This window comes from Clostridium lentum, from assembly GCF_014287815.1.
GTDB classification, from domain to species: domain Bacteria; phylum Bacillota; class Clostridia; order Clostridiales; family Clostridiaceae; genus Clostridium; species Clostridium lentum.
In genome coordinates this window covers 1-21,890 of the sequence record NZ_JACOOQ010000010.1, presented here as the reverse complement: position 1 = coordinate 21,890, position 21,890 = coordinate 1, and the positions used below count along the sequence as shown (strand labels likewise).

The 21,890-nt window shown below is 27.5% G+C and carries 22 protein-coding genes and 1 pseudogene; 21 read left to right on the top strand and 2 right to left on the bottom strand.

The features are described from left to right. Positions 1-4: 4 nt before the first annotated feature. From H8R92_RS06935 to scpB, 18 genes are all read left to right on the top strand, one after another. On the top strand, positions 5-814 hold the full coding sequence (locus H8R92_RS06935; protein WP_022212602.1) for a TlyA family RNA methyltransferase: 810 nt from the start codon (positions 5-7) through the stop codon (positions 812-814). A 44-nt stretch (positions 815-858) separates the two neighbouring features. Further along, complete coding sequence (locus H8R92_RS06930) at positions 859-1,704, top strand: NAD(+)/NADH kinase (protein WP_022212601.1); 846 nt, start codon at positions 859-861, stop codon at positions 1,702-1,704. Beyond that, positions 1,705-2,154, top strand: a complete 450-nt coding sequence (locus tag H8R92_RS06925) for an arginine repressor (protein ID WP_022212600.1) — start codon at positions 1,705-1,707, stop codon at positions 2,152-2,154. Between the two features lie 19 nt (positions 2,155-2,173). Continuing rightward, the gene (recN, locus tag H8R92_RS06920; protein ID WP_022212599.1) at positions 2,174-3,874 is read left to right on the top strand and encodes a DNA repair protein RecN; all 1,701 of its coding nucleotides are present in this window, start codon (positions 2,174-2,176) and stop codon (positions 3,872-3,874) included. A 173-nt stretch (positions 3,875-4,047) separates the two neighbouring features. Beyond that, positions 4,048-5,223 (top strand): SpoIVB peptidase, encoded by a 1,176-nt coding sequence (spoIVB, locus tag H8R92_RS06915; RefSeq protein WP_022212598.1) that lies wholly within the window; start codon positions 4,048-4,050, stop codon positions 5,221-5,223. 222 nt (positions 5,224-5,445) lie between these two features. Next, complete coding sequence (gene spo0A / locus H8R92_RS06910; RefSeq protein ID WP_022212597.1) at positions 5,446-6,252, top strand: sporulation transcription factor Spo0A; 807 nt, start codon at positions 5,446-5,448, stop codon at positions 6,250-6,252. Between the two features lie 424 nt (positions 6,253-6,676). Next, complete coding sequence (locus H8R92_RS06905) at positions 6,677-7,339, top strand: HD domain-containing protein (RefSeq protein ID WP_022212596.1); 663 nt, start codon at positions 6,677-6,679, stop codon at positions 7,337-7,339. 87 nt (positions 7,340-7,426) lie between these two features. Next, positions 7,427-8,053, top strand: a complete 627-nt coding sequence (spoIIM, locus tag H8R92_RS06900) for a stage II sporulation protein M (RefSeq protein WP_022212595.1) — start codon at positions 7,427-7,429, stop codon at positions 8,051-8,053. Positions 8,054-8,118: 65 nt separating this feature from the next. After that, on the top strand, positions 8,119-8,997 hold the full coding sequence (locus H8R92_RS06895) for a tyrosine-type recombinase/integrase (RefSeq protein ID WP_022212594.1): 879 nt from the start codon (positions 8,119-8,121) through the stop codon (positions 8,995-8,997). Positions 8,998-9,147: 150 nt separating this feature from the next. After that, complete coding sequence (locus H8R92_RS06890; protein ID WP_186835064.1) at positions 9,148-10,449, top strand: pyrimidine-nucleoside phosphorylase; 1,302 nt, start codon at positions 9,148-9,150, stop codon at positions 10,447-10,449. 87 nt (positions 10,450-10,536) lie between these two features. Next, entirely contained in the window at positions 10,537-11,760 is a 1,224-nt protein-coding gene (locus tag H8R92_RS06885) for a D-alanyl-D-alanine carboxypeptidase family protein (RefSeq protein WP_022212592.1), read from the top strand. Positions 11,761-11,874: 114 nt separating this feature from the next. Next, complete coding sequence (locus H8R92_RS06880) at positions 11,875-12,507, top strand: hypothetical protein (protein WP_022212591.1); 633 nt, start codon at positions 11,875-11,877, stop codon at positions 12,505-12,507. Positions 12,508-12,636: 129 nt separating this feature from the next. After that, the gene (locus H8R92_RS06875; RefSeq protein ID WP_186835063.1) at positions 12,637-13,581 is read left to right on the top strand and encodes a CobW family GTP-binding protein; all 945 of its coding nucleotides are present in this window, start codon (positions 12,637-12,639) and stop codon (positions 13,579-13,581) included. Between the two features lie 9 nt (positions 13,582-13,590). Continuing rightward, complete coding sequence (locus H8R92_RS06870) at positions 13,591-14,211, top strand: P-loop NTPase family protein (RefSeq protein ID WP_186835062.1); 621 nt, start codon at positions 13,591-13,593, stop codon at positions 14,209-14,211. A gap of 21 nt (positions 14,212-14,232) precedes the next feature. After that, entirely contained in the window at positions 14,233-15,147 is a 915-nt protein-coding gene (locus tag H8R92_RS06865; RefSeq protein WP_022212588.1) for a permease, read from the top strand. Between the two features lie 8 nt (positions 15,148-15,155). Next, complete coding sequence (locus tag H8R92_RS06860; protein ID WP_022212587.1) at positions 15,156-15,767, top strand: TIGR03943 family putative permease subunit; 612 nt, start codon at positions 15,156-15,158, stop codon at positions 15,765-15,767. A 72-nt stretch (positions 15,768-15,839) separates the two neighbouring features. Beyond that, positions 15,840-16,598: a segregation/condensation protein A gene (locus tag H8R92_RS06855; protein WP_186835061.1), complete on the top strand. Its 759-nt coding sequence runs from the start codon at positions 15,840-15,842 to the stop codon at positions 16,596-16,598. Next, entirely contained in the window at positions 16,579-17,196 is a 618-nt protein-coding gene (gene scpB / locus H8R92_RS06850) for an SMC-Scp complex subunit ScpB (protein ID WP_186835060.1), read from the top strand. Before H8R92_RS06855 ends, scpB begins: the two co-directional genes overlap by 20 nt. 30 nt (positions 17,197-17,226) lie before the next feature. Here the strand turns inward: scpB and ytfJ are convergent, their stop codons facing one another. Continuing rightward, positions 17,227-17,625 carry a GerW family sporulation protein gene (gene ytfJ / locus H8R92_RS06845; protein ID WP_186835059.1) on the bottom strand — a complete coding sequence of 133 codons (399 nt, stop codon included), beginning with the start codon at positions 17,623-17,625 and terminating at the stop codon, positions 17,227-17,229. Positions 17,626-17,637: 12 nt separating this feature from the next. Beyond that, the gene (locus H8R92_RS06840; RefSeq protein WP_186835058.1) at positions 17,638-18,216 is read right to left on the bottom strand and encodes a DUF2953 domain-containing protein; all 579 of its coding nucleotides are present in this window, start codon (positions 18,214-18,216) and stop codon (positions 17,638-17,640) included. A 262-nt stretch (positions 18,217-18,478) separates the two neighbouring features. On the opposite strand from H8R92_RS06840, the pseudogene H8R92_RS06835 reads away from it, so the two are divergent. The 3 genes and pseudogenes from H8R92_RS06835 to H8R92_RS06825 form a co-directional block, all read left to right on the top strand. Further along, positions 18,479-19,276, top strand: a pseudogene (locus H8R92_RS06835) (D-alanyl-D-alanine carboxypeptidase family protein); the annotation flags it as partial. A 341-nt stretch (positions 19,277-19,617) separates the two neighbouring features. Continuing rightward, positions 19,618-20,226 carry an NUDIX hydrolase gene (locus H8R92_RS06830; protein WP_186835120.1) on the top strand — a complete coding sequence of 203 codons (609 nt, stop codon included), beginning with the start codon at positions 19,618-19,620 and terminating at the stop codon, positions 20,224-20,226. Positions 20,227-20,328: 102 nt separating this feature from the next. Next, positions 20,329-21,684: an APC family permease gene (locus H8R92_RS06825; RefSeq protein WP_186835056.1), complete on the top strand. Its 1,356-nt coding sequence runs from the start codon at positions 20,329-20,331 to the stop codon at positions 21,682-21,684. The last annotated feature ends 206 nt before the right edge of the window (positions 21,685-21,890 follow it).

Below are 21,890 nucleotides of genomic sequence, written 5' to 3'. Positions count from 1 at the left end.
ACCAATGGCAGTTAAAAAGGAAAGATTAGATGTACTTTTAGTTGAAAAAGGTATATGCACTTCAAGAGAAAGAGCAAAAACAAGTATTATGGCTGGCTTAGTTTATGTAGATGGACAGAAAGTAGATAAAGTTGGAGAAAAGGTAAGTGTTGAAGCTGACATAGTTTACAGAGGAGAAAAGATGCCTTATGTAAGCCGTGGTGGATTTAAGCTTGAAAAAGCAATGAAGGAATTTAACATTGATTTAACTGATGCTGTATGTATGGATATAGGTGCTTCAACAGGTGGGTTTACAGATTGTATGCTACAAAATCATGCAAAAAAAGTATTTTCAGTGGATGTTGGTTATGGGCAATTTGCTTGGAAACTAAGAACTGATGAAAGAGTAGTTTGTATGGAGAGAACTAATATAAGATATGTAACACCAGAAGATATAGGTGAAAAACTTGACTTTGCATCAATAGATGTATCTTTTATATCTCTGAGAACTATTATGCCAGCTGTAAAAGAATTATTAAAGGATGATGGATGTGTAGTTGCATTAATTAAGCCTCAATTCGAAGCAGGAAAAGATAAAGTAGGTAAGAAGGGTGTTGTAAGAGATAAATCTGTTCATAAGGAAGTTGTTACAAATATAGTTAATTTCTTAATAGATAATGAACTGACAGTGCTTGGACTAAGCTTCTCACCAATTAAGGGGCCAGAAGGTAATAGAGAATACCTAGTTTATTTCACTAAGAACAAAGAAAGAGAAACTGATTTTAAATTTGATGTTATAGATCAAATTATTGAAGATTCACATAGCCAGCTTTAATATAGCTGGCTTTAGGTGTATTATAAATTATTAGGGGTGAGGTTATGAAGCATGTTTTAATAGCTTTAAATCCTTCTAAAGATAAAGACGGACTTATATTATATAATGTTATATCAAAGGTATCACATGAATTTGAGGGCGTTAAAATTAAAGTTTTAAATAGTTATGAACTTGCATCTAATGAAATAGATGATGATATTGATCTTGTAATTGTTTTAGGTGGAGATGGTACTATACTTAGTGTAGCGCGAGATATAAATGGGTATAAAGATATTCCTATTTTAGGAGTGAATATTGGTAATTTAGGATTCCTGTCCAGTGTAGAATACGGAGAACTTGAGAGTTCTTTAAAAAAGATAAAAAAAGGCTTATATAGTAAACAGAAGAGGATACTATTGCAATGTAATAATGGAGAAAAATCTAATGTATTAAGGGCTTTAAATGATGTGGTAATAGCAAGAGGAACTTTATCAAGAATAATTAAATTTGATATATACATTGATAAAAAACTTTATATATCGTTTAAGGGTGATGGACTTATTATTGCTACACCAACTGGCTCTACAGCATATTCTTTTTCAGCAGGAGGACCATTTATCTATCCAGATGTTGATGTTGTAACAATAACACCTATCTGTCCACATACAAAGGCAATGCAGCCTATAGTATTAAATAGCAGCTCTGTGATAGAAATCAAGGTTGATAATAACAACGAAGAGATATATCTTACTGTTGATGGACAAAAAGTCATTAAAAAGGAAGATGATGAAATAATAACTATTACGAAATCTGAACATTATGCAGAAATAATCCTTCTTGATGATTATGATTATTTTAATGTTTTAAGAAAAAAAATACTATATAACTCAGAGAAAGAAGAAGGTGAGTAGATGAAATCAAAGAGACATAATAGAATTTTAGAGATAATTAATGAAAAAGAAATAGAAACACAAGAAGAGTTAGCGGAAGAGTTAAAGGCAAGTGGTTTTGAAGTTACTCAAGCTACTATTTCAAGAGATATAAAGATATTAAAGCTCTTAAAAGTACAAAGCATGTCAGGTAAATATAGATATGTGGCTCCAACTAAGGAAGAAAGAAACCTAAATGATAAGCTTTATAGTATACTTGCTAATTCAGCTATATCAGTGGAAAAGGTTGATAAGTTTGTAGTAGTAAAAACACTAACTGGTGCTGCTTCTGCTGCTGCTGAAGCTATAGATAGCTTATATTCAGCAGACATTGCTGGAACAATAGCTGGTGATAATACAATATTTATATTAATAAGAACTGAAGAAAAAGCTTTAGAGTTAATAACAAAAATTAGAAAAATAATTTTATAAATTTAAAAGGTGGGTTATAATGCTTGTTGTTTTAAATATAAAGAATTTTGCTTTAATCCAAGAATTATCTGTTGAGTTTGGAGCTGGATTCAATATTTTATCTGGAGAAACTGGTGCTGGTAAATCGATTTTAATAGATACTATAGACTATGTATTAGGTGGAAAGTTTTCTAAAGAGCTTATTAGGTATGGCGAAGATAAAACTTATGTAGAAGCTATATTTGATATGGAAAATAATGAAATATATACGTTATTAAATGATTTAAATATAGAAAATGATGAATTATTAGTTGTATCAAGAGAAACAACTATTTCAGGAAAAAGTATAATTAAAGTAAATGGAAAAACTATTGTCTTATCACAGTTAAAAAGAATAAGAGAAAAGCTTTTAGATATTCATGGTCAACATCAAAATCAATCTTTATTAAGTAAAGGAACACATATATTATATTTAGATGAGTATAACTCTGAAAATATAAGTCCTTTATTAGAGCAATTTGAAATAGTTAAAAATAGACATTCGCAGATAGAAGATAAAATCAATGAATTGAAAGGTAATGACGATAGGGAAAAGATTCTTGATTATATAAAGTTCCAAATAGATGATATTGAAAAAGCAAAGCTTAAGCCAGGTGAAGAAGAAGATTTGCGAGAACAATATAATATTTTAGCAAATGCTGAAAAGATATCTTCTAGCCTTATAAATTCATATAATTATTTAAATAATAATCCACAAGGAAATTCTGTTTTAGAATTATTATCTAAAGTTATTTCAGAATTTTCACATTCAGAAATGCATTTAGAAAAGATAAAAGATAAAAGAGTTCAAGTGGAAGAAGCGTATTATTTACTTGAAGAATCAACAAGAGATATTAGAGATATAGCTAATGAAATATATTATGATGAAAATGAATTAGCAGCAATAAATGAAAGAATATATGAAATTAGTTTATATAAGAAAAAATATGGTGATTCAATTGATGAAATACTTAAATTTTTAGAAAAGCTTAAAAATCAATATGATGAATTTATTAATTCAGAGGAAATAATACTAAATTTAAAAAAAGAATTAAGTGTTATTGAGAAAGATATGAGCGAAATAGGAGTAAAATTACATGAATTTAGATGCATGTCAGCTAAAGACTTAGAAGTAAGAATTAAAGAAGAATTATCATACGTAGGACTAGAAAAAGCTATTATAAAAATAGATGTAAATTTAAGTGAAATTGCCAATAATAGAGGATATGATGATGTTCAATTTCTAATTTCGGCAAATCCTGGTGAACCATTAAAACCGTTGGAAAAAGTATTATCTGGTGGTGAATTATCAAGAATAATGCTTGCTTTAAAATGTGTTTTTGTTGATAAAGATAAAATCCCAACGTTAATATTTGATGAAATTGATACTGGAATAAGTGGTGCCATTGGAAAGCGTGTAGGTGAAAAAATGTACCAAGTATCAGTAAAACATCAAGTTCTATGTATTACACATTTACCACAAATTGCAGCATTATCAGATAATCATTATTTTGTTTCAAAAAAAGTTGAAAATGGTAAAACATTTACTCAGATTAGAATGCTTAATGAGCAAGACAAGGTTTGCGAAATTGCAAAAATGATTGGTGGAGATAACTTAAGCGATGTTGCCATCGATAATTCAAGAGAGATGGTTAAATTAGCTAATATTAAGAAAAATGAAATAAAAAATGAATTTATTTAATACATAATACACTAATTTACTGCAAAAAATAAAATCATGGAATTTCTCCATGGTTTTATTTTTTTATATAAAATTTTTAGCTTATATAATTTTTGACTTTTATAACAACGTTACTATAGCATATAAAAATAGCTACAGGGAAAATTAAAATCAGAAGCAAAGGAGGAGATAAAATGATAAAAAAGCTTATAAAAAATTTTAGCATAATAACTGCTCCAATCTTCATTCTGGTTTTAATTGGAGTCTATAATAATTCACAAGCTGATGAATTATCTATAAAAAACCGAATGAAAGATACAACTTCATATGTAATGAATGATGTACAAAATGCAGATTCTATTGATTGTTACACTAGCTTAATAAATTCTAAAGAATTAACAACTTTGCATAAAGAAAAGAGAAAAAATATTGAAGTTTATCCTGGTGGAATAAGTATAGGCGTTAAGATAAATAATAAAGGTGCTTTAGTAGTAGGTTATTCAGATATATCAACCTATGATGGATTAAGTGAAAGTCCTGGGAAAATAGCAGGTATAGAGCTTGGAGATATTATAGAAGAGGTAAATGGAGAAAATATTGAAACATGTTCTGATTTAATAAGTAAGGTTAAAAGCTGTAGAAATGATGAGCTTACTGTAAAAATACTAAGAGGAAACTCTGAAATAACAAAAAAAGTTCCTTTAATAAAGGAAGATAATGAATATAAAATTGGTTTATGGGTAAGAGATTCTACAGCTGGTATAGGAACATTGACTTTTTATGATAAAGATAGCAAAACTTTTGGAGCTTTAGGTCATCCAATTACTGATGGAGATACTAATGTGTCATTTAATATTAAAAGTGGTACACTCCTTAGATCTTCAATTTTAAGTATTAAAAAAGGGGAAAGAGGAAATCCTGGGGAAATAAAAGGATTATTTATCAACGAAAATGAATCTATAGGTACTATAGAAAAAAATACTAGTTCAGGAATATATGGTGATGGATTAACAGAATTAATAAATCCTAATTTTAATAAAGCAATGACCGTAGCTTATCGAGATGAAATAAAGGAAGGTCATGCACAAATAATTACTACTGTAGAAGATGATGGAGCCAAAGCGTATGATATTGAGATATTAAAATTACTTCCTCAAGATGAACCAGGATCAAAGAGCATGATTATTAAAATTGTGGATCCAGTATTATTAGAAAAAACAGGTGGTATTGTTCAAGGGATGAGTGGTAGTCCTATAATACAAAATGGTAAAATTATAGGAGCTGTAACTCACGTTTTAATAAATAAACCTGATGTAGGATATGGGATATATATTGAATGGATGTTACAAGATGCAGGAGTAATTAAATAAGTAGAAAAGGCTGCTATTAGTTTTAGCAGCCTTTCTTCAATAAAATAACAAAAATATTTCAAAAAAATGTAAAAAAACTGTTATATTTATTTTTTTTATGGTATAATATACTCAATTAAATTAAAAAGTAGAAAAACAATTAATATTCAGTTTTAAAGTTTAAAATTATCTAATGAATAATTTTACCAATGAAATTAAAAATAGGTAGAAAGGGAGAGAAATATGGAAGGAAATAAAATTTCAGTTTTAATTGCAGATGATAATAAAGAGTTTTGCAGTATATTAAATGATTATTTACTAAATCAAAGAGATATAGTTGTTACAGGTATAGCAAAGGATGGAAAAGAGGCTCTAACATTAATTGAGCAAAAACAACCTGATTTAGTTATTCTTGATATAATTATGCCTCATTTAGATGGATTAGGGGTTCTAGAAAGATTACAATCAATGAATCTTGAAAAATTTCCTAGAATTGTAATTTTATCAGCAGTAGGTCAAGATATGATTACTCAAAGAGCAATTACATTAGGAGCAGATTACTATGTTGTAAAACCATTCGACATGGATATATTCACAAAGAGAATTAGAGATATGTTCAATGATAATGTTCCTTCTGAGCCGGTAAGAAGACCTGTGGCGGTAACTGCAGTAGAAACTCCAGTTCAAAAAGGACCTGTAGATTTAGAAACAGAAATTACAAACATAATTCATGAGATAGGTGTGCCAGCACATATCAAAGGGTATATGTATTTAAGAGAAGCTATAACAATGGTTGTTAATGATATGGAATTGTTATCAGCTGTAACAAAAGAATTATATCCATCAATAGCTAAGAAGTACAATACAACAGCTTCAAGAGTAGAGAGAGCAATTAGACATGCTATAGAAGTAGCTTGGGGAAGAGGACAAATAGATGCAATAAATAAACTATTTGGATACACTATTCACACAGATAAGGGCAAGCCTACAAATAGTGAATTCATAGCTATCATTGCTGATAAGCTAAGACTTAAAAATAAAGTATCTTAAATATATAAGAAAGTCAATAAAATGGCTGTTGAACAAATAATATGAAAAAATCAAATCTATTTTGTTTATAGCAACAAAGTGTATTTGATACCAACAAATAAATATTAAATCAAGTAGATAGACACTTTCTATCAGTTGGATAATTTTCAAACTGTTAGGAGGTGTTTTTTTGGCTAAAATTTTAAAAGCTAAAAGAGAAGTTTTATTTATGTCACAAAATACAAGTATTGATGTTTGAACATAAATTATTAATTTATCAAAATAAAACCATTAAAATTAAATGAAATGCTGTTTTGTCACTGTGGAAATAGGATATATTTTATTAAATTATTAAAATAATCCTAACTATGAAGTGATTTATATTTTAATATATAAAAGTATAGACTATATAATATATATTTTTTTGTAAAGAAAGGATAATTATATGAAAAAAGAATTATTAGAAAAGATAACTGACCATTTATTAACAGATATAAAGCCATCAACATATGTAAAATCAATAGAAGATGATTTATGGGGAACAGCATTGCAAATAATTAATGAACTTAAAACTGTAGAACAATCACCTAAATATCATCCAGAAGGAAATGTATATAATCATGTAATGCTTGTGGTAGATAAAGCTGCACAGATACGTAGCCTGGCAAATAGTAAAAAAGAATTTATGTTAGCTTCGCTTTTACATGATGTTGGAAAAAAGGTAGCAACAAAAAAGAATATCAAAGGAAACTATACATCATACAATCATGATAAAATTGGCGAAAAAATAGTTAATGATATATTAGTTCAATACGATATTAATAATATAGAACGAGAAAAAATAGTTAATTTAGTCAAATATCATATGCATCATTTGTACATATTGAAAAGTTTACCTTATGAAAATACAGAAGAAATGATTAAAGATGTGGAGCTAAACGATATGATTCTATTGTTTATAAGTGATAGGTTAGGAAGAGGTCAAAAACGTAAAGATGATATTGAAAAGGAACTATCAGATGTAAAAACTATTATAGGGATACTAAAGAAAAAATATAATGTAGATATAGATGTTTTTGAAAAAGCATATAAATTAATAATTAAATAATAAAATGGTATTTACATATATTTAATTATGAATAACTTCATATATTACCTCATAGTATATATGGAAAGAAAAAACTGGAGGTTTAAAATGAATGTTATTGATAAGTTGAATAATAGCTATAGAGAAAATAGGATATATTATTTTATGGTTTTAATTTTCTTTTGTGTTGGCATAGCATTAGGAGCTTTTATGGTTAAATATATGAATATTAATGATTCAACAGATCTGTCTAATTATTTTTCATCTTTTACAGAAAGCATACTGGTGAGCCAAGTAGAAAGTACTAAATTATTCTTGAATATATTGATTAAAATATCAATTACAGTCGTAATAATAATTATATTAGGATTTACCGTATTTGGTATACCATTTATCTTGCTAATTGATTTAATAAAGGGATTTACATTAGGCTATACATTTACTTTTTTATTAACAACTTTTAATGGTAAAGGAATCTGGTTGGCAATAGTATCAATTTTACCACAAAATATTTTTTATATTCCAAGTTTTATTGCATTAAGTATAATTTCTATTGAATTTTCCGCTACAAAACTGCGATATAAGTTCTTTAATAAAGGGACAATAAATACAATAGTAAAGAAGGAATTAATTTTTAAAATAGGGGTTTTGGTATGTATATTTATAACTGGTGTGTTTATTGAAAGCTATATATGTCCAAATTTAATGAAATTTATTGTTAGTAAAATTACTTGATAAATTTCTGAATTCCAAGAAATTTATGAGACCAAATAATAATTAAAGGTGAAATGGGGAGAGTTATGAAAGAAATAGTAAATGAATATAAAGAATATTTATTAAATAGTCACAAAAGTGAAAATACTGTTTATGCATATGTAACAGATGTAAATTTATATATAAAATACTTGAATACAAAGGATATTTACCTTGATGAAACAGATAATCTAACTGTACTTGGGTATATACAATATTTATTACAAGAAGGAAAGTCTGAACGGTCAATTAGCAGGATAGTAATAAGCTTAAGAAGCTTCTATAACTATCTTAAAGAGCATAAGATAATACGTGATATCCCTAAGATATATTATAAAAGCACAGATACTACTAAAAAACTTCCAGAGATTCTTACTGTGGAAGAAGTAGATAAAATAATAAAAATAGTAGATAAAGATTGTAATAAAGGGATTAGAGATAATGCCTTACTGGAACTTATGTATGCAACTGGTATGAAGGTGTCTGAAATAATCTCTTTACAAGTAGAAGATATTAATTTAGAACTATCATATGTCAGATGTCATGATAATAAAAATTATGAAAGACTTATTCCTATTGGCAGAAGTGCTGAAGCTGCACTTAAGGAATACCTATCCATAAGAGATATGATTGCAGCAGCAGGTGTTCATAATTTATTTGTTAATTTAAATGGAAACAAATTAACAAGGCAAGGTGTTTGGAGAATAGTTAAGGAATATTCTCATAAAGCAGGAATAAAAAAAGATGTAAATTTAAATACATTTAGGCATTCTTTTGCTGTACATCTATTACAAAATGGTGCAAATGTGAGAGCTGTACAAAAACTTCTGGGCAATCAAGTGTTAACTTATATGGACACATATTATGAAATTATTAATAATGATAAAATTAATGTGGTATATAAGAATTCACATCCTAGAGCATAGATATTATAAAAAAGGTGAATATTCTTCTATTAAAGTGGTATAATTTGTAGTATTACATGGTGAAAGCATGTATAATAAAAAATGGTTAGCAAATGCTAATTTAGATAAAGATTATTGCAGAATGGGTAACATATAAGGAGGAAAAGTAATATGAGAATGTATGACATTATAATGAAAAAGAGAAAAGGTTATGAATTATCTAAAGAAGAAATAGATTTTTTTGTTAATGGGTTTACAAAAGGGGAAATACCTGATTATCAGGTTTCTGCTTTGTTAATGACACTTTTTTTCAATGAAATGTCTAAAAGTGAGACAGCTAATTTGACAATGTCAATGGTTAATTCTGGAGATGTAATTGACTTATCTAAGATTAAAGGAATTAAGGTTGATAAGCATTCCACAGGGGGAGTAGGAGACAAGACATCAATATGCTTAACTCCGCTAGTGGCATCTCTTGGAATACCTGTAGCAAAAATGTCTGGAAGAGGTCTAGGCCATACAGGTGGAACTATTGATAAGTTAGAAAGTTTTAATGGTTTTTCTGTTGAATTGACGGAAGAGCAATTTATAAATAATGTCAATAATATTAATATTGCAATTATGGGACAAAGTGGTAACCTTGTACCAGCTGACAAAAAACTTTATGCTCTTAGAGATGTAACAGCTACTGTTGATAATACAGCTCTTATTGCTTCAAGTATCATGAGTAAGAAACTTGCTTCAGGGGCAGATGCAATCGTACTAGATGTTAAAGTTGGTGATGGTGCTTTTATGAAAACAGCAAAAGCAGCAGAAGAGTTAGCAAGTGAAATGGTTAGTATAGGGAAAGAAGTTGGAAGAAAAACTGTGGCAGTTATTTCAGATATGGATCAGCCTCTTGGTTTTGCCATTGGTAATATTCTTGAAGTGAAAGAAGCTATTGAGCTATTAAAAGGCAATGGACCTAAAGATCTACTAGAATTAACACTTACTTTAGGTGGAAATATGCTTCTTTGTGCAGAAAAAGTTTCAAGTCTTGAAGAAGGTAAAGCACTTTTAAAGGAAAATATATCAAACGGAAAAGGGCTTGAGAAGCTTAAAGAGTTTATCAAGGCTCAAGGTGGTGATGTATCACCAATAGATAATCCAGAGTTATTCCTTGTAGCAAAGTACATAATTCCTGTAACAGCAGAAAATGATGGATATATTACTAAAATTAATACTGAAGCAATGGGACTAATAGCTATGGAGCTAGGAGCTGGAAGAGCTACTAAGGATAGTATTATAGATTTAACAGTAGGGATAGTTTTAAACAAAAAACGTGGAGATAAAGTAAATAAAGGTGATGTTATAGCTTATATCCATAGTAATAAAGAAGATAATAATAAAATTGAAATGAAGATAAAAGAAAATATTATGATAAGCGCAGAGTTTAATGATAATATTCCTTTAATATATAATGTAATAAGTTAAATTTAAAAAATATGATAGAGAGAAGTAGTTCTTTCTATTATATTTTTTTTTCTTTTGGTAACACTAAGCTTGAGAGGAGGAAGAAAGATGAAAAACACGCTAATTAAGACAATATCTCTTGCTATTTTAACTTTATTATCATTTAATACATTTGTATATGCAAGTATAGGTGAGTCAGTAGATATTGGTGAAGAGTATAGCATATTATCTTCTATTACTTATGAGGAGGGAATGAATGTTGATGCAAAATCAGCCTTATTAGTAGAGCCTGTTAGCGGTACTGTACTTTATGAAAAAAATTCTGAAGAAAAATTTGCACCAGCATCTGTTACTAAAATAATGACAATGCTTTTAGCTATTGAAGCAGTTGATAATGGAAGCATTACATTAAGTGATAAGATAGTTTGTAGTGAAAACGCTAAAAATATGGGTGGAAGTACAATGCTATTAGATACTGGAGAAGTTAGAACTGTAGAAGAAATACTTAAGGGAATTGCAATTGCTTCTGGAAACGATGCAGCAGTTGCTATGGCTGAATATTTAGGTGGAAGCGTAGATAATTTTGTCTCCATTATGAATAAAAGAGCAAAAGAATTAGGTATGGTAAATACGAATTTTAAAAATTGCAATGGGTTGCCAGAAGAAGGTCATTACACAACGGCTAAAGATATTTCAATAATGTCTTTAGAATTATTAAAACATCCTTCAATTTTAAAATATACAGGTACATATATGGAAACCATATCTGAAGGAAGAAAAAGTCCCATAGAACTGGTAAATCATAATAAACTTGTAAGATTTTTTGATGGATGTGATGGACTAAAAACTGGCTATACAGAAGAAGCTAAGTATTGTATATCTGCTACAGCTGTAAGAGATGGTGTAAGAATGTTAGCAGTAATAATGGGTGCTCCAACATATAAAGTGAGAAATCGTGATGCTAGTATGCTTATGAACTATGGATTTTCAAAATATGAAGGCAAAAAAATCTTTTCAAAAGATGAAGATGTAGAAAAAATCTTTTTAGGTAAAAATACTGATAGATATTTCATAGCAAAAGCAAAGAATGACTTGACTATAGTACTTGAAAAGGGTACTACTGGAGAGCCTGAAAATAAAATTACATTAAATTCTGAAAATTCTGAAAAAGATTCTTATAAAGAAGGAGAAATTATTGGTATTTGTGAAGTTCTTGTAGGTGATAAAAAAATAGGGGAAGTTGAGCTGTATTGCGATAGAGATGTTGAAAAAGCAAACTTCTTTGAAAATATAAAATATAATTTAAAGAACTTATTTAAGGAAGGAATATAGTACATAATGAAGGGTATCTTAAGATACTCTTTTTATGAAATTTATCTTAATCATTAACAAAAGAGATATATTATACAATATTTATTATGATATAATCTAATTGGAGGTGATGGGATGAATAGAAGATTAAAGTATATATCATACATAGTATTAGCTTCGATGCTTTTTACAGGATGCTATAAAAATACATCTAATAACGATCAAAATAGCGATAAATCCACAGATAGAATAGATGTTACTATAGATGAAAATACAGGTGCTACCGAGGAAAATGGTAGTGGAGTGGTGGAAGAAGCATATACTGAATTTAATGCCCTTGGTAATACTTACTTTGGAAATAAGGGATATGAAGGTTTTAATGTCAATGATGAAATAGTTAATAGTAGCAATTATGTAAAAAATGAATATAAAGAAATAGATTTTGCAATAGATTTAGTATCACAGCACTTACTGGGAAGTGAAGATGTATATGATTTCCTAGTTTCCAGCAATGAAAATGGTGAAGTAATTCCTCTGACTGATAATGATAGAGCACAAATAGAAAAGGATTTACATAGCCTTAAAGTTGACCAATATGGTGTTTATGAAGATACTCCTCTATATTTTAATTTCATGTATGCACAATTTCTAGGTTTTGATGATGATGGAGTTAAGTTATACATTAGAGGTCATATTTCAGGGTTTGCTGTTTCTTATATCGTAACTGTATATGAACAAGAAAATAATTTAGTAGCTAAGATAATATAAAGTCAATAAAAAAGTCTTTAGGAATCCTCTTCCTTAAGACTTTTTTATTTAATGAAAATTCATAATTTATATTTGTAGTTCATAAAATTATTTATGAGTGAATTGATTAATTTATATGGATGGAATACTGTGATAAAAAAAGTTGATATTATTTCTGGATTTTTAGGAGCAGGAAAAACTCGTTTTATTAAAAAGTTAATAAATGATGATTTCTATGAAGATAAAATTGTTATTATTGAAAATGAATTTGGTGAAGTTAATATAGATAGCTCAATATTAAAGAAGTCTAAGGCTGTTATTAAAGAAATTACTGCTGGATGCATTTGTTGTGAAATTACAGGTTATTTTAAAGAAGCTCTTATGGAGTTAAATAAAAATTATGAATTTGAGTGTATAATTATTGAGCCTACAGGAATAGCTAAGCTGAGTGAAATAATTAAAACCTTTAAGGATGAAGATTTAAAAGCACTATGTAGTATTAATAATGTTATTACAATAGTTGATTGTTTAAAGTTTGATATGTATATGAATAATTTCAGAAGGTTCTATATAGATCAAATTAAATATGCGCAGCTAATTGTATTAAGTAGGATACAATTAGCTGATAAAAATACAGTTAATCATGTTAAGAATGAAATAATAAAGATTAATTCTAATGCAGAGATTTTAGATTGCATTTGGGATAAGACTAATTTAAAAGATAAAATCAATAGTACCTATATGCTTCAAAATTTTCCTATGAGTAAAATTGCCTTAAAAAATATCAAATCAGGTATTGGAAAGGTATCTACTAAAAAAGTAAATGAATCTTTTCAAAGCTTCACATTAAAGCTAAATAGAAAAATATCACCTGATGAATTGAGCAGTAAGTTTAAATTTATTGCTTCAAGTAAAAATTTTGGAACTATTCTTAGAGCTAAAGGGATAGTACAACTTTTAAATGGACAATATGGACAGTTTGATTTTTCCTTAAATGAATATAATATTGAAAAGATAGATTATAATGAGGAAAACATAATCTCCTTTATAGGAGTGAATATAAATAAGAAAGAATTAGAGTATTTCTTTAAATGAGGTATGATAATGAGAGCTGATTTAGAAATAGTATGTGGCTTTATAGAGGCTGGTAAAACAGCCTTTATAAATGCATTAAATGAATTAACAAAGATAAAGGATGAAGATACATTTATAATTTTAACAGAAGATGGACATAGCAAGATAGAAGAAAACTCAAAAGAATATAAAGTTATTTATTTTAACGATGATATATCTTTGATAGCCTCAAAGATTAAGGTAGCTATTTGTCAGTATAAACCTTACAAAATTATAATTGAGTATAATGGAACTTATACTATGGAAGAGTTTTATAAGACATATGCAGAGACTCTTAATAAGTATTGTAGATTAAAATGTGTATATTATATTATTAATGGAAGGACATTTTTATATTATTTTAAGAACTTATCGGAGTTATTTATACCATATATAGAAAATAGCAATTTAATATTGATAAATAATTGTAAAGAAATAACTAATAAAGAAATAGATGAAATATACCATATTATTTCTTCCATAAACTATAGTGGTCATATATTATTTAGTGATGATAATAGTGCTATACTTAATGAATTGAGAAAATCAAATCTGTTTTTAAATAATAAGTATAGGAAGATTAAGATGAATTTTCGTAAAAGGTTTAATTAATTAGTAAGAGATGGTGAATTAATGATTTTATTTAGACATTGGTGCTGGAGCTTTTTAGGTGTTGTTATTGAATCACTTCCATTTATAGTTATAGGAGCTATTATTTCAACAATTATACAGTTTTATATTTCAGAAGATATTATAAAAAGGATTGTTCCTAGAAGAAGAGGATTAGCTTTTCTTGTGGCTGCTTTTATAGGATTGGTTTTTCCAATGTGTGAATGTGCTATAGTACCAGTTGCTAGAAGTCTTATAAAGAAAGGTGTTCCTATTGGAATTACAATAACCTTCATGCTTTCAGTACCAATAGTAAATCCATTTGTTATTACATCAACATATTATGCATTTGAAGCTAACCTTACCATTGTATTAATAAGAGTTGTAGGAGGCATATTATGCTCCATTATTGTTGGAATGTTAATAACATATATTTTTAAAGATTCTACTATAGAAAGTATTATATCTGATGGATATCTTGATTTATCTTGTACCTGCTGCAGTAGCAATAAAAAGTATTATATATCAAAATTAGATAAGCTCATTACAATAGTATGTCAGGCTTCAAATGAATTTTTAAACATAAGCGTATATGTAATACTTGGAGCATTTATTTCAAGTATCTTTGGCAGTATTATAAACGAAGAAATTTTAAATGACTATACTTTTAACAATATACTAGCGGTGATAATAATGTTAGATATATCTTTTTTATTATCCCTATGCTCAGAAGCGGATGCTTTTGTTGGCAGTAAATTTCTAAATAATTTTGGAATTCCAGCAGTTAGTGCCTTTATGATACTAGGGCCAATGATGGATTTAAAGAATGCCATATTGACATTAGGCTTATTTAAAAGGAAATTTGCAACTATATTAATTATTACAATATTGCTGGTAGTTACAGCATTTTCTATCTGTCTTTCCTTTATAAGTTTATAGGAGGAATTATGAAAAGAATAAATTATGATGAATTAATTTTGTTTATGCTGCTAGTAATTTTAGATTTATTAATGATTGTCTTAATAGAAAGTGATGAAATACAAAATTTTATTAATGGACATATGCTTATATTTTTTAAAATTTCAGTTATAATTTTGGTTCTGTTTTCTATTTGTCAGTTTCCTAAAATTTTCACAATTCCAAGTAGGATTTATATTACTAATAAATTTTTCCCTTTAATATTCTTTGTAATAATTTTTCTTTTGTATTTTGCTTATGCTGATGATAAAGATGAAGTTATAAGTGATAGTTTCAATGATATTTTATTTATTACAGAAAATATTGATAATTATGAAGGAGATATGCTTTATTTTAAAGGATTTATATATCAAGATAAAGAAAATCCAGCCCAACTATATTTAGCTAGAGAAATGCTTACGTGCTGTCAATATGATTCAAGGATTATTAAGATTCCTCTTATAAATATGGATGAAACTATAAATGAAGATACTTGGATAATAGTATATGGAAAAGTAATTAATGATGATGGACTAAAACTTAAAGTAGCTTGTTATGAAAAATGTTCTGAGCCCAATGATAGATTTTTGAAAGAACACTAATGTCTGCTTGTTATTTTTACTTTAGCTTGCTATTATTAAAATTGAACTAAAATAAGTGAAGGGTGGATTTGTATGGAACTTCCAAAAATTAAAGTGGCTGATTTTGAAGGTCCATTTGATTTATTATTACATCTTATAAGGAAAAATAAAATGGATATATATAATATTGAGATATATAAAATTACTAATCAATATTTACGTTATTTAGATGAAATGAAGGAAATGGATTTAGAAATAACTTCTGAATTTATCGTAATTGCTGCAACTTTAATTGAAATAAAGTCTAAAAGTTTATTGCCAAAAGTTAAAGTTGAAGATGAAAATGAAGAGGATATTGAAAATAAGCTTAAGCTAAGGCTAATTGAATATAAGCAAATAAAGGCAGTGTCAAACTTCTTTAAAGAAAGACATATAAACTCTGGGGAAATATATAGTAAAAAGCCAGAAATTATTGAAGATGAAAAATCACCTAAGTCTAATGATGATATATTTAAGAATTTAACACTAATTGATTTATATAATATATATAATAATATTTTAGAAACATACCATAATAAACAAAACAATATCAATTTGGTACAGAGAAAGATATATACTGATAAGTATAAGGTAGAAGATAAAATGAAGGAGTTGTTAGATAGATTTAACAATACAAATATTATTGAGTTTAGAACTATTATTAAAGAAAGTGAATCAAAGTTAGAGATTGTTGTAACATTCTTAGCATTACTTGAATTAATTAAGTTAAGAGTTATTATTGCTTATCAAGAAGGTAATTTTAAAGAAATACTAATGAAAAGGAGAGTAGAACATGAGCAATATAGACATTAATCAATACGAATTTGCAGAAACTTCAAGAAAAAACAAAATAAAATCTGCTATTGAAGCAATGCTTTTTGTAGCTGGAGAGCCACTAAATATAAAAGATATTTATACCAACCTTGAGCTGGATAGAAAGACTACAAGGGAAATTTTAAATGAGATTACTGAAGAGTTTAAAGCTGAAAGTAGGGGGATAAAGCTTATTAATATAGATGATTCATATCAATTTGTTACTAAGCCAGAAAATTCAGAATTCATACAAAAGATGCTTAAAAAGAATAAGAGACAATCATTATCACAAGCTTCTATAGAAAGTTTAGCAATTGTGGCATATAAGCAACCTATAACTCGTGTTGATATTGATGAAATCAGAGGTGTAAAATCAGAATCTGCATTACAAAGATTATTAGAGCGTGATTTGATAAAGGATGTTGGAAGACTTGAAGTTCCAGGAAGACCTATATTATATGGAACGACAGATGAATTTTTAAGACAATTTGGTTTACAATCATTGAATGAATTGCCTTCTCTTGACTTATATGAAGATAGCGATGAAAATAATTCTTTAGAGTTATTAAGTTCAGCATTAGAAGAAATTGAAGAATAATGAAAGGAAGAATATATAATCTTCCTTTCATTATTTTTTATTTTCTTTTGTGGAATCTTTATTAAAGGTCTTAATGAAATCAAAAATTTGGGGTATATAATCAACTAATTTATCCATAGTGGAATCATGATCTACATTTAAAAGTCTAACGAAATCATCTTTAATAACTAAAAATGCCACTGGTTTTACACTTACTCCTGCACCAGATCCACCTCCAAATGGATATTCACTTTCTTCTGTAGTCAATTCCTTTTCACCAAATTCACTTCCACCAGAAGCAAATCCTAAGGTTACTTTTGATATTGGAATGATACATCCTCCATCTTGTAATTCAACTACATCTCCTACAACGGTATTCACATCAATCATATCCCGTAAATTTTCCATAGTACTTCTCATTAAATTTTCTAATTCATGCTTATTGGCCATATTATTTCCCCTTTATAGGACACCTCCTCGAATAGGTATATTACTTTTTTTTATTAAAAATAACATATATATAATTTTTGCAATATTTATAGTTAATATACACATAATTGATATATTGATAATGTACTTATCTTTAAAAATTGGGTTAAATTTATTATTAAAGTTCTTTATTTTAAAAAAGGATGATAATAATTTAAAGATAATTGGGTTTAATGAATTTAAAAGTCCATAAACTATAGCTGTCCCTGCAGCATCATTAACAGAAAAATCAATATTGCTACTAATGTTAAGATATGGCTTATAACTATTATTAGATAGATTCTTAAATAATAGTTTTATAGATAATTTTTTATATCTCAACTTTTCACGATACTTTTCTTTTGATTCTTCTTTTGCATTATCACTAGAATCATACTTTTTTACCTTATCATCCTTGATGAATTTATATATTACTCCGCCATCAGAAGAAAGCAAATTTATTTTATAAAATTTTATTTCATAAAAATCTTCTAAATATTTTATAGATATCTTTAAAGGAATTGGCATAAAAATCAAGAATAAAAGCAAAAATACAATTAATAAAACAATCATAGCACCTACTCCTAACATTGTTTTATATTATTTCCTTTATAAGAAAAATTATACTTAATATTTTTTCAAAAAAGATGAGTAAAAATATCTTTTTTGAAAAAACTATTGTCATAAATGGATTTTACTAGAGGGTGATTTTATGAAATTAACCAAAGTTATATATTGCATTTTGTTTTTTACTATATTTTCCTTTGATTTATTAATGAGTCCTGTATATTCGTTAAATATTGAAGAAGATGACTTAGAAGATGATGTGGTTAATATGGAAAAAGCTAATAACTTTGAAGGTAACAGATATTTAATAGACAATCTAAAGGTAGATGCAAGATGTGCTATTGCCATTGATGGTGAAACAAATCAAATTTTATTTGCACAAAATGCTTTTGAGATTGTTCCTATGGCAAGTACTACCAAAATAATGACTGCTTTAATTGCTATTAATTATGGTGATTTAGATAGAGAAGTTGTCATAAGTAAGAATGCAGCTAGTATAAGAGGATCTAAAGTAGGATATTCAGAAGGTGAAAATATAAAGATGAAAGAACTTATCTTTGGTCTTATGTTTAAATCAGGTAATGATGCTGCTATTGCTATTGCTGAAGATATAGGAGGATCTATCGAAGGGTTTTCGAAGATAATGAATGATTTTGCCAATAGTCTTGGAATAATGTGTTCTAACTATGAAAGTCCTCATGGGCTTGATAGCCAAAAACATTATTCTTCTGCTTATGATTTAGCTATACTAGCATCCAAAGCTATGAAAAATGAATTATTTAGAGAAATTTGTGGATCAAAGACTATCACAAAAGAAACTTATGGTTTTACCAGAGATTATCAAAATATCAATAAGATTTTGTGGAAGATTCCAAATGCGAATGGAGTAAAAACAGGTTATACAGGTCAAGCTGGTAAATGTTTAGTAACCTCTGTAAATCACGAAGGTAAAGACATAATAATAGTAGTATTGAATTGTGCTGACAGATGGAATCAAACTGAAAAAATATACAATCATGTATGTAGCAAATATATCTTTAAAAATGATTATACTAAAAATTTAGTTGAATCAATGGGGATGATAAAACTTGCATCAGTCTTAGAGGAAAATGATTTTGCTTATGGATTTAAAGAAAATGAAAAAATTGAAATTGAAGTATTTGCTCTTCTTGGGGATATACATAAAGGTGATACTTTAGGAAAGCTATCATTATATGATGAAGATAAAGAAACAACAAAAACAGGTTTTAAAGCATGCAAAGATATAAGAAAAGAATGTTTTGAAAAAATTATAAGTTGATAAAGAAAAAAATATAGTAATTTTATACTATATTTTTTTCTTTCTATATAGATTTTATAAGGTATAATAAGGTAAAATTATTTTAGTAAGCTATATAAAGGAGAGAAATATATATGAGTAAAATTAATAAACTTACTACATTAGCAGAAACAAAATTTTTAAATCTATATAATGCTGAATATAGTAACAAAGGTGGCAATATAAAAAACTGGATAATAGCTTCAAGAAAAGAAAAGGAAAATCTAGAAGGGGTTTATTTGAATAATAAAGAATTACAAGATGATGCAGTTTTAATAGTACCTTTTCATAAAGAAGAAGAAAAAATAGTAGTTATTAGACAATTTAGAGTGCCAATAAACTCTTACATATATGAAATGCCAGCAGGGCTTATAGATAAAGGAGAAAGTCCTCAAACAGCAATAACAAGAGAGTTAAAAGAAGAAACAGGGCTAGATGTTATAGAAATCCTAAAAAATACAGTTAAAGGACAATTATTTTTATCACCTGGTATGACTGACGAATCTGTTACTTCAGTTTTTTGTACTTGTGGAGGTACCATAAGTAAAGCATATATGGAAGAAGACGAAGATATTGAACCAATTTTATTATCACAAAAAGAAGCACAAGAACTTCTAATAAAAGATGTAAAATTTGATATAAAATGCTATATATATTTACAGGAATTTGCAAAATCAGGAAATAAAATGTTTAAGTAGAATAATTTTTTATAATTTATATTTACTAAGTAGGTATAAATATGTTATATTATAAAAAATTATTCTAAAATATTAACAAATGAAAATTAAAGGGGGAACAATATGAAAAAAACAGGTTATGGCCTATTTACGACCATTGCAATGATTATTGGGGTTGTAATAGGTTCAGGAATATTCTTTAAAAGTGATAATATCCTTGTAGCTACCAATGGAAGTATAGCATTAGGGGTATTAGTTTTTTGTATAGCAGCAATAGCAATAATATTTGGAAGTTTAACTATTTCAGAATTAGCAGCAAGAAACTCAGAAGCAGGAGGATTAATAGCATATGCAGAGCAATCATATAATAAATCAATTGCTTGTGCTTTTGGATGGTTCCAAACATTTTTATATTTTCCAACATTAATAGCTGTAGTAGCTTATGTTGCTGGGATTTACATATGTTTATTATTTGGAATTAATGGTTCATTAGAACTTCAGATACTAATTGGATTAATAGTAATAGTAATGATTTATATATTAAATGGGCTTTCATCAAAGTTAGGTGGGCTTTTCCAAAATGCATCTACAATAATAAAATTAATACCTTTAATTTTAATTGCAATTGCAGGTATTATTTTAGGTGAGCCATCATCAATAACATCAGTTGAATTAAGTAGTGCAGTAAAATCTACAGGATGGATTGCAGCTATTGCACCAATAGCATTTTCATTTGATGGTTGGATTGTTTCTACTACAATTGGACATGAAGTAAGAGATTCTAAAAGGAATTTACCAAAAGCTTTAATTATTGCACCAATTTCTATACTTATTGTTTATTTATTATATTTTGTAGGTATAAGTATTTATGTAGGACCTGAAACAATAATGAGTCTTGGCGATGCACATGTTGATTTAGCAGCTAATAATTTATTTGGTATGTGGGGTTCAAAAATTGTTTTAGTATTTGTAATAATATCTATAATAGGAACAGTTAATGGCTTAATAATGGGAATAATAAGATTACCATATTCATTAGCCATAAGAAATATGTTTCCTAAATCAGAAATATTTGCTAATGTTGACGAAAAGACTAAAATGCCAATTAATTCTACAGTAGTAAGTTTTATAATAAGTGTAAGTTGGCTTGCAGTACATTATTTTACTACAAAAACAGGATTACTTCCTAATTCTGATATATCAGAAATTTCAATTACCATGAGCTATGTATTATATGCTTTACTATATGTTAAGGTATTACAGCTTGGTATTAAAAAAGAAATTAAAAGTATAATTAGAGGTATTATAAATCCAATTCTTGCTTTATGCGGATCAGCAATAATACTATTGGGAAGTATAGGCAATAGTTTATTCTGGATATATGCAGTAATATGCTTAGGAATATTATTAAGTGCTGTTGTATTCTGGAGAAATGTAAGTAAAAATGAATTAAGTAATAATCTTAGTGAAAATATATAAGAGACTGCCATATGGCAGTCTTTTTTTAAAGTACAGGAAAGTATAAAATTTTCGATGGCTGAAAGTTATATGTTATCTAGCATTCAGCCTTTAAATATGTTAAATTTATTAATTATAAATTAGAGGTTTTTACATATGAAAAAAGGTAAAATAAAAATAATACTAGAAGATCACTGGCATGGGTTCTTAAAAATATATGAAAATAA